The organism is Bradyrhizobium guangdongense, assembly GCF_004114975.1.
Taxonomy (GTDB): domain Bacteria; phylum Pseudomonadota; class Alphaproteobacteria; order Rhizobiales; family Xanthobacteraceae; genus Bradyrhizobium; species Bradyrhizobium guangdongense.
In genome coordinates this window covers 835,585-848,284 of the sequence record NZ_CP030051.1, presented here as the reverse complement: position 1 = coordinate 848,284, position 12,700 = coordinate 835,585, and the positions used below count along the sequence as shown (strand labels likewise).

At 64.9% G+C, this 12,700-nt stretch carries 16 protein-coding genes; 5 read left to right on the top strand and 11 right to left on the bottom strand.

Translation table 11 applies throughout. The features are described from left to right. Window positions 1-19: 19 nt before the first annotated feature. Window positions 20-838 carry a type I methionyl aminopeptidase gene (map, locus tag X265_RS04015; RefSeq protein WP_092292883.1) on the top strand — a complete coding sequence of 273 codons (819 nt, stop codon included), beginning with the start codon at window positions 20-22 and terminating at the stop codon, window positions 836-838. Window positions 839-852: 14 nt separating this feature from the next. On the opposite strand, the gene X265_RS04010 is transcribed toward map, so the two are convergent. After that, window positions 853-1,449 (bottom strand): bifunctional transcriptional activator/DNA repair enzyme AdaA, encoded by a 597-nt coding sequence (locus tag X265_RS04010; protein ID WP_128963731.1) that lies wholly within the window; start codon window positions 1,447-1,449, stop codon window positions 853-855. Between the two features lie 132 nt (window positions 1,450-1,581). Between X265_RS04010 and X265_RS04005 the strand changes: the two genes are divergently transcribed. Further along, on the top strand, window positions 1,582-2,505 hold the full coding sequence (locus tag X265_RS04005; protein ID WP_128963730.1) for a DMT family transporter: 924 nt from the start codon (window positions 1,582-1,584) through the stop codon (window positions 2,503-2,505). A gap of 53 nt (window positions 2,506-2,558) precedes the next feature. Continuing rightward, window positions 2,559-3,272, top strand: coding sequence for a RadC family protein (gene radC / locus X265_RS04000; protein WP_128963729.1), 714 nt, complete (start codon window positions 2,559-2,561; stop codon window positions 3,270-3,272). A 7-nt stretch (window positions 3,273-3,279) separates the two neighbouring features. Here radC and X265_RS03995 read toward each other — a convergent pair whose 3' ends face one another. Next, a complete protein-coding gene (locus X265_RS03995; protein WP_128963728.1) occupies window positions 3,280-3,690 on the bottom strand; it encodes a VOC family protein in 411 nt (136 codons plus the stop codon). Between the two features lie 25 nt (window positions 3,691-3,715). Next, window positions 3,716-4,297, bottom strand: coding sequence for a TetR/AcrR family transcriptional regulator (locus X265_RS03990; protein ID WP_128963727.1), 582 nt, complete (start codon window positions 4,295-4,297; stop codon window positions 3,716-3,718). 157 nt (window positions 4,298-4,454) lie between these two features. On the opposite strand from X265_RS03990, the gene X265_RS03985 reads away from it, so the two are divergent. Beyond that, the gene (locus X265_RS03985; protein ID WP_128963726.1) at window positions 4,455-4,880 is read left to right on the top strand and encodes a 4-oxalocrotonate tautomerase; all 426 of its coding nucleotides are present in this window, start codon (window positions 4,455-4,457) and stop codon (window positions 4,878-4,880) included. Window positions 4,881-4,940: 60 nt separating this feature from the next. On the opposite strand, the gene X265_RS03980 is transcribed toward X265_RS03985, so the two are convergent. Both X265_RS03980 and X265_RS03975 read right to left on the bottom strand, forming a co-directional pair. Then, complete coding sequence (locus X265_RS03980; RefSeq protein ID WP_128963725.1) at window positions 4,941-5,246, bottom strand: YMGG-like glycine zipper-containing protein; 306 nt, start codon at window positions 5,244-5,246, stop codon at window positions 4,941-4,943. An 82-nt stretch (window positions 5,247-5,328) separates the two neighbouring features. Beyond that, window positions 5,329-5,703 carry a hypothetical protein gene (locus tag X265_RS03975; RefSeq protein ID WP_128963724.1) on the bottom strand — a complete coding sequence of 125 codons (375 nt, stop codon included), beginning with the start codon at window positions 5,701-5,703 and terminating at the stop codon, window positions 5,329-5,331. A 273-nt stretch (window positions 5,704-5,976) separates the two neighbouring features. Between X265_RS03975 and X265_RS03970 the strand changes: the two genes are divergently transcribed. Next, window positions 5,977-7,374, top strand: a complete 1,398-nt coding sequence (locus X265_RS03970; protein WP_128963723.1) for a peptidoglycan-binding protein — start codon at window positions 5,977-5,979, stop codon at window positions 7,372-7,374. Here X265_RS03970 and X265_RS03965 read toward each other — a convergent pair. From X265_RS03965 to X265_RS03940, 6 genes are all read right to left on the bottom strand, one after another. Then, a complete protein-coding gene (locus X265_RS03965) occupies window positions 7,371-8,651 on the bottom strand; it encodes an RNA polymerase sigma factor (RefSeq protein WP_164938969.1) in 1,281 nt (426 codons plus the stop codon). The genes X265_RS03970 and X265_RS03965 overlap by 4 nt on opposite strands. 31 nt (window positions 8,652-8,682) lie before the next feature. Next, the gene (locus X265_RS03960; protein WP_128969128.1) at window positions 8,683-9,090 is read right to left on the bottom strand and encodes a YciI family protein; all 408 of its coding nucleotides are present in this window, start codon (window positions 9,088-9,090) and stop codon (window positions 8,683-8,685) included. A 139-nt stretch (window positions 9,091-9,229) separates the two neighbouring features. After that, the gene (locus tag X265_RS03955) at window positions 9,230-9,925 is read right to left on the bottom strand and encodes an AprI/Inh family metalloprotease inhibitor (RefSeq protein WP_128963721.1); all 696 of its coding nucleotides are present in this window, start codon (window positions 9,923-9,925) and stop codon (window positions 9,230-9,232) included. Further along, on the bottom strand, window positions 9,925-10,914 hold the full coding sequence (locus X265_RS03950; RefSeq protein WP_128963720.1) for a 2-hydroxyacid dehydrogenase: 990 nt from the start codon (window positions 10,912-10,914) through the stop codon (window positions 9,925-9,927). Before X265_RS03950 ends, X265_RS03955 begins: the two co-directional genes overlap by 1 nt. Continuing rightward, window positions 10,914-11,732, bottom strand: a complete 819-nt coding sequence (locus X265_RS03945) for an ABC transporter permease (RefSeq protein WP_128963719.1) — start codon at window positions 11,730-11,732, stop codon at window positions 10,914-10,916. The genes X265_RS03950 and X265_RS03945 overlap by 1 nt, the downstream gene beginning before the upstream one ends. After that, window positions 11,729-12,544: an ABC transporter ATP-binding protein gene (locus tag X265_RS03940; RefSeq protein ID WP_128963718.1), complete on the bottom strand. Its 816-nt coding sequence runs from the start codon at window positions 12,542-12,544 to the stop codon at window positions 11,729-11,731. The genes X265_RS03945 and X265_RS03940 overlap by 4 nt, the downstream gene beginning before the upstream one ends. Between the last annotated feature and the right edge of the window lie 156 nt (window positions 12,545-12,700).

The window sequence follows — 12,700 nt, the reverse complement described above, 5'->3', positions numbered from 1 at the left end:
CCCAGAAGACAATATCCGCATGAGCTACGTCGAAGCCACCGATACCTCCCTGCGCAAGACCGGCCAGATCAAGCTGCACGGACCGGCCGCCTTTGCCGGCATGCGCAAGGCAGGCGCGCTGGTGGCGAAGTGCCTCGACGAACTCACCGACATCGTCGGCCCCGGTGTGCCGACCGAGCGCATCGACGAATTTGTCCGCGACTTCGCCTTCAGCCACGGCGCCTATCCGGCGACGCTGATGTATCGCGGCTACCGCTACTCGACCTGCACCTCGCTCAATCATGTAGTCTGCCACGGCATGCCCGGCGACCGCCCGCTGAAGGAAGGCGACATCGTCAACATCGACGTCACCTTCATCGTCGACGGCTGGTACGGCGATTCCAGCCGGATGTATGCCGTCGGCCCGATTGCCCGCAAGGCCGAGCGGCTGATCGAAGTGACCTATGAAGCGATGATGCGCGGCATTGCCGCCGTAAAGCCCGGCGCCACCACCGGCGATATCGGCCACGCCATCCAGAGCTTCGTCGAGCCGCAGGGCATGAGCGTGGTGCGCGATTTCTGCGGCCATGGTTTGGGGCGCATGTTCCACGACGAGCCGAACATCATCCATATCGGCCGGCCCGGCGAAGGCGTGCAGCTCAAGCCCGGCATGTTCTTCACCATCGAGCCGATGATCAATCTCGGCAAGCCGCATGTGAAGATCCTGTCCGACGGCTGGACCGCGGTCACCCGCGACCGCTCGCTGTCGGCACAGTTCGAGCACTCGGTCGGCGTCACCGCAACGGGCGTTGAGATCTTCACGCTATCGGAGCGGCACGGCGAGAAGCAGATCGGGTGATCTTGTCGCCCAGGCTATCGCGGCCGGCGAAACGATGATGGCGGCCGTTTGTAGGTCGCGGCAAACGCATCGTTAAAGCGGCGCACGCTGCCGAAACCGGCGGCGAAGGCAATCTCGGCCAGGGTCATATCAGTCTGATCGATCAGGCGCTTGGCTTCCTGCACGCGCCGGGTCGCGGCGATCTCACTGGGGCTGGCGCCGGTGTGGCGCAGGAACAGACGCAGCAGATGGCGCGGCCCCACGCCGAGCGCTTCCGCAAGCTCCGCCATCGAGTCTCGGTCCAAAAAACCATCATTAATCAGGCGCATTCCGCGCGCCACGGTCGTGGCTGTTCCCATCCAGGCAGGCGAGCCCGGCGCGGCTTCCGGCCGGCAACGCAGGCATGGGCGAAAGCCGGCGCGTTCGGCGGCCGCTGCAGTCGGATAGAAGGTGACGTTCTCCGAGCGCGCGGGGCGAACCGGGCAGACCGGCCGGCAGTAAATCCGCGTCGAGCGGACACCGGAAAAGAACAGACCATCGAATGCGCGCGCACGCGCCAGCCGTGCCCGGTCGCACGTCTCGCGGTCGAGATGCGGTGGTAACGCTTGCGGCTGCGGAAAGCCCTTCATCATCGCGAAATCATAGTTGGGTCGCGATGCTCCGAGTAGCCGAAATCGGACTCGATCGGACGATGAGGTCCGAATTCAGCCAGCCCGCGCCACCGCGTCCGGAGCATGATGTCGAACGATCCCGGAGCAAATCGCATGAGCATGCAGGCACCACGGGCAATTTCGGAGCGGACCACCCTATCGCTGGAGTTCGGGCTGTTGGTGTTGCTCTCGCTGATCTGGGGCAGCTCCTTCACGCTGATCAAGGTGGCGCTCGCGACGGTACCGCCCTTCACCATGGTCGCCGGGCGGGTCACGATCGCGGCAATGCTCCTGATCTGCATCGCGATCGGCCAGGGACATTCCCTTCCCCGCCAGAGATCGGTGTGGGCGGCTCTCCTCGTGCAGGGTCTATTGCAGAGCACATTGCCCTTCACGCTGATCAGCTGGGGCGAAACGCAAATCCCAAGCGGACTTGCCGGTGTGCTCAACGCGACTCCGCCGCTGTTCGTGCTCTTGATCGCACTGATGACCGGGCGCGGGCGACGCACGATCAACGGCCAGAAGATCATCGGCGTCGCGGCAGGTCTCGCCGGCGTGATCCTGACGATCGGCATCGATGCGCGTGCCGGCGCAGGGGCCGCGCCACTGGCGCAGCTCGCCGTGCTCGGCGCGAGCCTCTGCTACGCGCTTGCGCCGATCTGGGGCCAGCGGTTCTCCAGCCTTCCTGCCATCGTCACGGCAGCCGGCGCCATGAGTTGCGCCGCAATCCTGATGCTGCCCATGGCCGCAATCGTCGAGCGACCCTGGACACTGGCGCCGACGGCGCAGGCGATCGCGGCGGTGATCGCTCTCGCGGTCATCTGCACGGCACTCGCCATGGTGATCTATTTCCGGCTGATCCGCACGCTCGGCCCGCTCGCCACTACCAGCGGCAGTTATTTGCGGGCGGGCTTTGCGGTGATGCTCGGCACAACGCTGCTCGGCGAGCGGCTCACCTGGTCCATTCTGGCCGGAATGACGCTGGTTCTCACCGGGGTGGTTGCTGTCGCCCTGCCCTCGCCGAAACCGCGCCCCTAGCCCGTCGCAATTGACGGTTGCAAAAGCGAACAACCGCGGCAATGCTGCGGCCGATGCCCGCCAAAGCCGACCACGACAAAAGCAAGCCCGACGACACGCCGCATTATCTCGGCCACCGCGAGCGACTGCGCGAACGCTTCTACAGCGCCGGCGCGGACGCGCTCAGCGACTACGAGCTATTGGAGATGGCGCTGTTTCCGGCGCTGCCGCGGCGCGACACCAAGCCGCTGGCGAAGACGCTGATCAAGACGTTCGGCTCGTTCGCCGAGGTCGTCCACGCGCCGGTGGCGCGGTTGCGCGAGGTCGACGGCGTCGGTGAGGCCGCGATCAACCAGCTCAAGCTGATTGCGGCGGCAGTGCATCGCGTGGCCAAGGGCGAGGTCAACAGCCGCAACGCACTGTCGTCCTGGAATGAGGTGATCGCCTATTGCCGCACCAGCATGGCCTTCGCCGACAAGGAGCAGTTCCGCCTGCTCTTCCTCGACAAACGCAACCAGCTCATCGCCGACGAGGTGCAGCAGACCGGCACCGTCGATCACACGCCGGTCTATCCGCGGGAGGTGATCAAACGCGCGCTGGAGCTTTCGGCCACCGCCCTCATCCTGGTGCACAATCATCCCTCAGGCGATCCCTCGCCGTCACAAGCCGATATCCAGATGACCAAGGCGATCATCGACATCGCCAAACCGCTTGGGATTGCCGTGCATGACCACATCATCGTCGGCAGGAGCGGGCATGCGAGCCTGAGGGGGATGCGGCTGATCTGAACAGCTTTCAGGCCGGCGCGCGCGGCAGCGCGCAGTTCAGCATCCATTGCACACCGAAGCGATCGGTGAGCTTGCCGTAATAGTCGCCCCAGGGCTGAATGCCGAGCGGCGTGGTGATCGTGCCGCCTTCGGCGAGACTCGCGAACAGATCCGTCGTTGTCTCCTGATCGTCCATCATGAGGATATGGGCGGAGCCGCGCATCGGCTCGGCATCGTCGTTGTCCGATGCGTAGAAGCAAATGCCTGGGCCTTCGAACTTCGCATGCATGATCTTGCCGCGCATCGCAGGATTCCGGAGCGGCATGCCGGGATCGCCGTGACGCAGGATGTCGGTGACTTGGCCGAGGCCACAGGCCGTGTAGAAGGCGAGTGCCTGTTCGCACTGAGTCGTGAAAAAGAGGTAGTTCGACAGGCGCATATCTCGCGCTCCTCGCTTGAATCGATCAGGTTTCTGCGCAGGCCTTGAGCGCGGCAACACGGCAGGCGGACGCGATCGCAGCGCTGACGTCCTTGTCGGCGACGGCCCGCGCCATGGTGACACCGCCGGACAGGATCGAGAGCAGCGCCCAGGCGCGCGCGCGCCGGTCCTTGGCGGAGCGGCCGGGCAAGCCCTCCGCAACCGCGTTCACTACGCCCTCGATTTCGGCCTCGAACACGCTCTTGATTCCAATTTCCGCGCGCTGCACTTCGGAGGCCAGACTCTGCAAGGCGCAGCTCGAGCCCAACTCGCAGACCCGCTTCTGGCCGAGATAGAAATCGACGAACGCCGTGACCCACTTGGCGCCGTGCTCGGCACGCATCGCTTCGACGCCCTGACGCAGCTCTTGCAAGCCTGCGATCAGTGCTGCCTTGAAGGCTTCCCCTTTGGACGAGAAGTGTCCGTAGAACGCGCCTGATGTGACCTCCGCCTCCTTGGCGAGACCATCGACGCCGATGCCGCCATAGCCCTGGCGGCGAAAACCGCGGCCGGCGGCAGCGACCATGCGCGCGCGGGCCTCTTCCTTGTGTCCGGATTTATATCGCATCACCGCACCTTTGAATAACGATCGTTATTTTAATGTTGACGGCATCGCCCTTTCGTGCGAATGCGATCACGATCGTTATATAACGATCGCAATGTTATCGCAAGCCGCGACCGCAGCCGGCGCTCGCGGCGCTCACATCACCAAGGGAGCTCCAATCATGCCGATCACCGTCGTCGCCACGGATGGCATCTTCAGCGCCGCCGCCGAGAAGATCATGTTCGCCGAGCTGACCGCCTCGTTTCTCAGGCATCATGATCTCGCGGGCAATGCGTTCCTCACGCCGAACGTGATCGGCGAGATCAGCACCATCCCGAAAGGCCGGTCCTTCGCCGGCGGAACGTCCAGCGACATCGTCGTGATCGAGCTGAAAGTCCCGTCCTTCGCGCTGGCGAGCGCCGGGCAAAAGGCCGGCTTCATCAAGGAGGCCACCGAGATCGCGTTCAAGGCGGCGGAAGGCCGTCATCCGCGCGAGCGGATCTTCGTCAACATGGTCTATGCGGTGGACGGACTTTGGGGCATCGGCGGCAAGGCCTACACCAATGCCGAGCTCGGCGAGGCAGCGAGCCGGGCCAGCGCTGCCTAAGCACAGCGATTGGACATGGCAACGCCGGCGCGCGCAGGGCAGCGCCGGCGCAACATGAGTTCAGTAGCAGTATCGCGGATCGACCGGGACGTAGCGGCCGTCCGGGCGCTGCATATAGCAGCCGCGCTGATAGGCGTAATAGCCGGAGCGGCGGCGTTCGCCTTCGGCGGCAATCGCTGCCCCCGTGCCGGCCCCGACGACTGCGCCGATGGCCGCACCACGGCCACCGCCAAGCGCGCCGCCCACGATCGCTCCGCCGACACCGCCGAGAATGGCGCCGCCGACAGCATCCTGCGCCATCGCATCATGGACCGGGACGGCCATGGCGACTGCGAAACATGCTGCAATTCCAAGACGTCGAAGCATCCCGAATCCTCCCGTTTGACCGGGCAGTCATAGCGTTTGGCGCAGTTCCGGGCCAGAACAATCTACGGGGTGAAAGCCGCAGCTACGGCTCGACCCAGCGCTGCACGGCTTCAACGGTATCGGCGGGCGTCGTGTTGAAGCAGATGGCGGCCTGTGGCGCCAGGCTGTGGACGAGATTGAGCACCTTCTCGAACACCAGCAGCCGCTCCTTCGGCTCGCGCAGGCCGGCGCCGATCACGATGCAATCGAAGCGCTCGTCGCGCAGCGCTGATGTCACGGCAGCCTCGGCCGCTGTGTCGAGATCGATCAGGCAGCTCGTGACTTCATAGCCGAGACCACGCAGGCGCAGCAGCTGCGCTTCGATATAATTGCGCACGAGCGCCGGCGTGAGCTGCGGAAACGCGCTGTAGTCCGCATTGCCGGGTTCGATGCCGATCGCAAGCACGCGCTTGGCCATCGCGGGAATCCCTCAGCAGACCGTCTCCGTTGCTAACGGATGGCCGCCCGGCGGGTTCCGGGACTGCAATGCAGCGATCACCTGCCTTCGCCGAGGTCGCGTCGTTCGAACGCCATCTTTTCGCGCTGCAGTTGTAAGCCATTTCACATGCTTTCAGGCCGCGGCCTGTCACATTTGCCGAACCACGCCCAGAGCGCGTGGCCGCTGACAGCGGCGCGGCTCATGCCTGATTTGTTCGATGACCGATATTTTATCTATTCGCGGGAGCGGGAGATGGCGTCATACGAGAGCCTGAAGAGCGATTATGAGAGGAACTGGGCCAATCTCCAGATCCGGCCCGCCCGCCTGGGCGAGGCCAATGCGACGGCACGCAAGGCCCTCAACGGCAAGGCGACCTACCAGCAGGTCGAGCGGCTGACCGGCGTGCCCTGGTACTTCGTCGCGCTGTGCCACTATCGCGAGTCGAACTTCGATTTCGACACCTATCTCGGCAACGGCGAGACGCTGCACCGCGTGACATGCCTCGTTCCCAAAGGGCGCGGCCCGTTCGCCTCGTTCGTCGAAGGCGCCGTGGATGCGCTCAGGATCGAAAACCTGGTGGGGGCGCAGGACTGGAGTATCGCGCGCACCCTGTACCGGCTCGAATGCTTCAACGGCCTCGGCTATCACGCCAAGGGCGTGAACTCGCCCTATCTCTACGGCGGCTCGACCCTCTACGGACCACCCGAGGCAAGGGGCGGCAAATTCGTCGCCGACCACGTCTTCGATCCGAACCACGCCGATACCCAGCTCGGCACCGCAGTGATCCTGCACGCGATGATGTCGCTCGATTCGTCCATCACGATCGGCGACAGCCCATCCATCGCGCCCCGTTCCGAGCCCGACGAGGACATGGCCGCATCGGTGCTGCTGATGCAGCAGACGCTCAACAAGCTCGGCGCCAATCCACCGCTCGACGAAGACGGCATCAGCGGGCCGAAGACCAAGGCGGCGGTCTCGCAATTTCAGCAACAGCACGGCCTCGAAGACACCGGCCTGCTCGACGGGACCACGATCGCCCCCATTACGCGTGCGGGAGTACAACCCGTCCCGGCGCCAAATGTCGATCTGTCCCAGATTCTGAAGCGGCTGGAAGGTCTCGCGCAATTGCTGCAAGGCGCCGGCATGTCACAAGGAGGCGCGCCATCAGGTGGCACGACGTCCGGAGGCCCGACGGTGTCCCCCAGCGATCCGATTAGCCTGCTCGAACGGCTACTCTCTCTCGTCAACAAGACCGCGCCCATGCCCGGCACAGCCACACCGACCAATGCTACTGCCGTCGACCAGTTGAAGCCGGTGCTCGATCTGCTCGGCGTCCTGGTCAGCAAGGACAGCAAGCCCGTGCTCGGTCAGGTCAATGGCGCGCTTGGCGAAACCATCGGCAAGATGCTTGACGGCAAGAAGACCGCGCTCGGCATCGGCGGCGCCCTCATCACCTCGCTGCTCTCCGCGGTGACGGCAAGCCCCAATGCGGGAGGTCTTGCCGGACTGTTCGGAACGATCGCGTCGGCGGTGCCGGGCCTGAGCCAGTTCGCGCTGCCGATCTCGCTGGCGCTCACGGCCTGGGGCGTGCTCGGCAAGCTGGAGAAATGGGCGCAGGGCACCGCGCCGCCACCCAAGCCGACGACCTAGATATTCCGGGCCTCGATCGCCGCAGCACGTCGCTGCATCAGCGCACGCTCGCGGCCGTTGGTCGCAAGCTGCGCGGCGGCTTCGAATGCCTGGCGTGCCTCCACGAGCCGTCCGAGTTTCTGCAGGAAGTCACCGCGTACGGCCGGCAGATGGTGATAGGCGGCGAGCGCCGGCGTACCTGCGACTGCGTCCAGCACATCGAGACCGGCTTGCGGTCCCGAGGCCATGCCGACCGCGACCGCGCGATTGAGCTCGATGATCGGAGAACGCACCAGCCGTGAAAGCTCAGCGTAGAGCTGCGCGATGCGCTGCCAGTTGGTGGCTCCGGGGGACTCCGCTCTGGCGTGGCACGCTGCGATCGCGGCCTGAAGCGCGTAAAATCCCCCACCGCCGCCGAGCTCGCCGGCTCGTTCGAGCGAGCGCAGGCCACGACGGATCTGCAGCCAATCCCAAAGCGTGCGATCCTGGTCCATCAGCAGGATGGGATCGCCGTTCGCGTCGGTGCGGGCACGTGTGCGCGAGGCATTCAGATCCATCAGGGCGACGAGACCATGAACCTCCGGCTCATCAGGCGCGAGGCCTGCGAGCACGCGGCCCATGCGCAGCGCCTCCTCGCAAAGCTGCGGCCGCAGCCATTCGTCGCCGCGCGCGGCGAGATAGCCCTCGTTGAAGATGAGATAGACGACCTCCAGCACCGAAGCGAGCCGCTCCGACAGCGCCTCGCCGCCCGGCGTCTCATAGGCGAGGCCGGAATTCGACAGTGTCCGCTTGGCGCGCACGATGCGCTGGGAGATGGTGGCCTCAGGCACGAGATAGGCGCGTGCGATCTCGGACGTCGTCAAGCCGCAGATCATGCGCAGCGCCAGCGCCGTTCGCCCCTCGCGCGACAGCACCGGATGACAGGCGGTGAAGATCAGACGCAGCAATTCATCGCCGATGTCGTCGTCGAGCGCGGTGTCAAAATCCGGCACGGTCTCCTGCTCCTGCAACATGTCCCGCGCCAGCATGTCGTGCTTGTCCGCGAGCATCCTGCCGCGGCGCAGATGATCGAGCGCCCGGCGCTTTGCCGTTGTCATCAACCAGGCGCCGGGATTGTCGGGCACGCCGATGGCCGGCCAGGCTTCCAGCGCCGTAACCAGCGCATCCTGAGTCAGCTCTTCCGCAAGCGGCACGTCGCGCAGCATCCGCGACAGCGTCGCGATCAGCCGCGGCTGCACGACGCGCCAGGTTGCATGAATTGTGGCACGGACCGTCTGATCGATGTCGGCGGCCGTCATCGCCGCCGACCGTTGCATGCAGTGCTGTCCATCACGCGTGGGCGGCTACGCTCGACCGCGCGTTGACGTCACAGCCGCCGTCGATACCAGGCGTGGCGAACGCCCGGAGCTCGCAGGTGCCGTCCCAGCCCGGCAGGTGATCGAGGTGCAGCTGCATGAATTCCTTCGCCATGACGAGAGCCTCCGCCTTGTCGCGCAGCTCGAAAATGGCGTAGCCGCCGACCACTTCCTTGGCCTCGATGAAGGGACCGTCGATGACGCTGAGCTCGCCGTCGAGGATCCGCACCCGTGCGCCTGAAGCAAGCGGCATCAGGCCGCCATTGTCGATCATCCGGCCGGCCTTGATCTCCCGCTCGGATATCTTCTGCATGGCCTCCATCAGCGCTGGGGTCGGGCCTTTCATCGGCTGGCTGGAGGTGACGATGTACATGAAGCGCATGCAAATCTCCTGATAAGGCGAGACGCAGCCGGTTGGCCGCGCGATCAGCTCGCTAAGGGGATGACGATCGAGCTGGGACCTGATCGACATGAGCCCCAAGAAAAATCGACACCAGAAAAATTGCTGACCGAAAAACCGCTTATTGGCGCAGCATGATCAGGGGATCGGCCGTATCGGGAACCCGCCGCCATTGCGCGTTGTCGTCGGCTTCGAACTGCCAGACCTCGCCTGATTTCGACATCAGGATGATCTGGCCGCGCTCCAGTCGCCATTGCGTCGGATTGAACTGGGCGATCGCCGCATCGCATTTCGGCTTGAGGAAGACCTGGAAATTGTCTTGGTCGGCTTCCGTGTTGGTCAGCGTCAGGCCGCAGATCGGCTGGCCGTTGCTGCGGACCATGGCCCAGTCGCCGATCATCTGGTCCATCGACTTGGCCATCGAGCGGGCGGCGGCGAGGTCCTGCAGGATGTAGACCCCTTCGCCCTGCCGCAGGCCTTCGAAGATGCCGGCCTCGACCTCGGTGAAATCGATCACGGATTCGCCTGCCGCATCCTGCAAACGAACGATGTCTCCGAGGCCCTTGACGCTCCAGGCGACGATGTCCTTGGTGAACGGCAACGCGGTCTTGCAGGCCGGCTCGAGCTCGAGCTTGAAACCCTGCGCGGTCGCATCCCCCTTCATCGTGACGACGCAGGTCTTGCTGCGTTCGGTGGTCGAGAGCTCCCACTGCCCGACCATCTCCTTCTTCAGGGTCGTCGCATCCTGCGCGTGCGCGATGCCGATCGCGGCCAGGTGGGCCGCGACGGCGAATGCAACGATCCGAAGAATTCGCATCAGCGCCCCTTGAACGGCGTTTCCGCGACCGGCGTCAGCGGCGCCTTGCCTGAGAACCATGACTTGAGGTTATCGACCACGAGCTGGTCCATCGCGTTGCGCGTGACGACCGAGGCCGAGCCGATATGCGGCAGCAGCACCACGTTCTGCATGGTCTTGAGCTCATCCGGCACGTTGGGCTCGGCCGCGAACACGTCGAGCCCGGCGGCGAGGATGGTGCCTGACTTCAGCGCCTGGACCAGCGCGGGCTCGTCGACGACGGAGCCGCGGGCGACGTTGATCAGCACGCCGCGCGGGCCGAGTGCCTTGAGCACCTCGGCATTGATCATCTTGTTGGTCGAGGCGCCGCCGGGCACGATCACCATCAAGGTATCCACCGCCTTCGCCATCTCGATCAGATCAGGATAGTGCTTGTAGGCAACGTCCTTCGACGGGTTGCGCGAGTGATAGACCACCGGCACCAGCGAGGCATCGAGCCGGCGCGCAATCGCCTGGCCGATCCGGCCCATGCCGACGATGCCGACCTTGCGGTCGCGCAGCGAGCCGACGCTGAGCGGATAGTTCTGCGTCTGCCACAACCCGGAGCGGACGTAACGATCGGCCTTGATGAATTCGCGCAAGGTGGAGATCAAAAGGCCCATCGCGACGTCGGCGACTTCTTCGGTCAGCACGTCAGGCGTGTTGGTGACGATGATGTTGTGCTCGGCGGCGTATTTGGCATCGATATGATCGTAGCCGACGCCGAAGCTTGCCACCATCTCGATCTTGGGCAGCTGCGACAGCGAATCCTTGTCGGCGCGGACGGTGTGATAGGTCACGGCGACGCCGCGGATCTTGTCGCGGATCGCCGGCGTCAGCCGCTCGAGGTCACCGCGCGTCTCGGCCTTGTGCACGACGAAATGATCGGAAAACCCGTTCTCGAGGATCGGCCGCACCGGCCCATAGATCAGGAGGTCGATCTTGTCGGACGAAATCGAACCGGCGGTCATCAGTTTTCCTTTCCAAGCGCGCTTTCGTGCCAGCGCCGTAAAACGAGGTGGGAAACTACCGCCAGCACCCCATAGATGACAATCCCGGCCAGCGACAACAAAAGCAGCGCTGCGAACATGCGGGGTATGTTCAATCGATAGCCTGACTCGGCGATCCTGTAGGCAAGCCCCGAGCCGGCGCCCGCCGTTCCCGCGGCGATCTCGGCCACGACGGCGCCGATCAGCGAGAGGCCTCCTGCGATGCGCAGGCCACCAAGGATATACGGCAATGCGGCGGGCAACTTCAGGAAGCGCAGGGTCTGCGGCGGTGATGCGCCATAGAGCTGGAACAGGCCGGCGAGGTTGCGATCGACCGAATTGAGCCCGAGCGTGGTGTTCGACAGCACCGGGAAAAAGGCGACGATGAAGGCGCAGACGACGACCGCGGTCTGCTGCTCCAGATAGATCAGCAGCAGCGGCGCGATCGCGATGACAGGCGTCACCTGGAGCACGACGGCATAGGGGAACAGCGAATATTCCACCCATTTGGACTGGTTGAACAGCAGCGCCAGCGCGATACCGCCGATGCTGGCGGCGGCAAACCCCTCCAGCGTCGTCAGCAGCGTGGTCACGAGCGATTGCGACAGCACCGACCAGTCCTTGATCAGCGTCAGGAAAATCACCGACGGCGCCGGCAGCACGTAAGGCGGGATCTCCCGGACCGTAACCACCAACTCCCAAGCGGCGAGGCCGGCTGCGAACACGATGACGGGCAGCACGAAGCGCACTGCGCTTTGCGGGCCTGACGACTTTGCGGTGACGGGGGCTTGCGCGTTCATAGCGTCGACTGCCCTGAATAAGACGGCGCCAATGCCGCGGAGACGCGCCGGCAATAATCGGAATAGGCGGCCGAGGTGCGAAACTCCTCACCGCGCGGCTCGACGGTCTCGACGCGGATATCGGCCTGGATGCGGCCGGGCCGCGCCGTCATGACCACGACGCGCTGTGACAAATAGACGGATTCGAACACCGAATGGGTGACGAAGATGACGGTCTTGCCGAGGCTGCGCCACAGCGCGAGCAGATCGTTGTTGAGGCGGAAGCGGGTGATCTCGTCGAGCGCAGCGAAGGGCTCGTCCATCAGGAGGATGTCCGGATCCGTGACGAGCGCACGCGCCAGCGACACGCGCATCTTCATGCCGCCGGACAATTCGCGCGGAAAGGCATCGGCGAAATCGGCAAGCCCGACGCTGGCGAGCGCCGCATCGGCCCGCGCGCGTCCCTCGGCCTTCGGGATGCCGCCGAGCTTCAGCGGCAGCCGAACGTTTTCGCGCACGCTGGTCCACGGCATCAGGGTCGGCTCCTGGAACACGAAGCCGATGCCGTGGCCGATTTGCATCTCACCTTCATGGCGCGCCACCCGCACCGTGCCCGATGATGCTGCGCTGAGCCCCGCAATCAGCCTCAGCGCCGTCGACTTGCCGCAGCCGGAGGGGCCGAGCAGCGAGATGAACTCGCCCTTGCGCACCGCGAGGTCGAGCGGACCGAGCGCCATAACGCCGTTGTCATAGACCTTCGTCACCCCGCGCAGGCTGACGGCGAGCGCCATCAGGCTGGCTTCGACCATGGGCGAGGTTCTGCTCTCTACCATCGATCGCCAACTGGCGCGGCGCGGTCCACCTCTCCCCATCGGGGAGAGGTCGCGCCGAAGGCGCGGGTGAGGGGGAAGAGGTCCCACGAGGGGGCGTAACCCCTCACCCGCATCGCATCTTGCGATGCGATGCGACCTCTCCCTTCGGGAGAGGTG

What these genes read in the sequence shown, in the direction of transcription:
- map (WP_092292883.1), top strand. Translation starts at nt 20, where the DNA reads ATGAGCTACGTCGAAGCCACCGATACCTCCCTGCGCAAGACCGGCCAG.
- X265_RS04010 (WP_128963731.1), bottom strand. Translation starts at nt 1,449, where the DNA reads ATGATGAAGGGCTTTCCGCAGCCGCAAGCGTTACCACCGCATCTCGAC.
- X265_RS04005 (WP_128963730.1), top strand. Translation starts at nt 1,582, where the DNA reads ATGAGCATGCAGGCACCACGGGCAATTTCGGAGCGGACCACCCTATCG.
- radC (WP_128963729.1), top strand. Translation starts at nt 2,559, where the DNA reads ATGCCCGCCAAAGCCGACCACGACAAAAGCAAGCCCGACGACACGCCG.
- X265_RS03995 (WP_128963728.1), bottom strand. Translation starts at nt 3,690, where the DNA reads ATGCGCCTGTCGAACTACCTCTTTTTCACGACTCAGTGCGAACAGGCA.
- X265_RS03990 (WP_128963727.1), bottom strand. Translation starts at nt 4,297, where the DNA reads ATGCGATATAAATCCGGACACAAGGAAGAGGCCCGCGCGCGCATGGTC.
- X265_RS03985 (WP_128963726.1), top strand. Translation starts at nt 4,455, where the DNA reads ATGCCGATCACCGTCGTCGCCACGGATGGCATCTTCAGCGCCGCCGCC.
- X265_RS03980 (WP_128963725.1), bottom strand. Translation starts at nt 5,246, where the DNA reads ATGCTTCGACGTCTTGGAATTGCAGCATGTTTCGCAGTCGCCATGGCC.
- X265_RS03975 (WP_128963724.1), bottom strand. Translation starts at nt 5,703, where the DNA reads ATGGCCAAGCGCGTGCTTGCGATCGGCATCGAACCCGGCAATGCGGAC.
- X265_RS03970 (WP_128963723.1), top strand. Translation starts at nt 5,977, where the DNA reads ATGGCGTCATACGAGAGCCTGAAGAGCGATTATGAGAGGAACTGGGCC.
- X265_RS03965 (WP_164938969.1), bottom strand. Translation starts at nt 8,651, where the DNA reads ATGACGGCCGCCGACATCGATCAGACGGTCCGTGCCACAATTCATGCA.
- X265_RS03960 (WP_128969128.1), bottom strand. Translation starts at nt 9,090, where the DNA reads ATGCGCTTCATGTACATCGTCACCTCCAGCCAGCCGATGAAAGGCCCG.
- X265_RS03955 (WP_128963721.1), bottom strand. Translation starts at nt 9,925, where the DNA reads ATGCGAATTCTTCGGATCGTTGCATTCGCCGTCGCGGCCCACCTGGCC.
- X265_RS03950 (WP_128963720.1), bottom strand. Translation starts at nt 10,914, where the DNA reads ATGACCGCCGGTTCGATTTCGTCCGACAAGATCGACCTCCTGATCTAT.
- X265_RS03945 (WP_128963719.1), bottom strand. Translation starts at nt 11,732, where the DNA reads ATGAACGCGCAAGCCCCCGTCACCGCAAAGTCGTCAGGCCCGCAAAGC.
- X265_RS03940 (WP_128963718.1), bottom strand. Translation starts at nt 12,544, where the DNA reads ATGGTAGAGAGCAGAACCTCGCCCATGGTCGAAGCCAGCCTGATGGCG.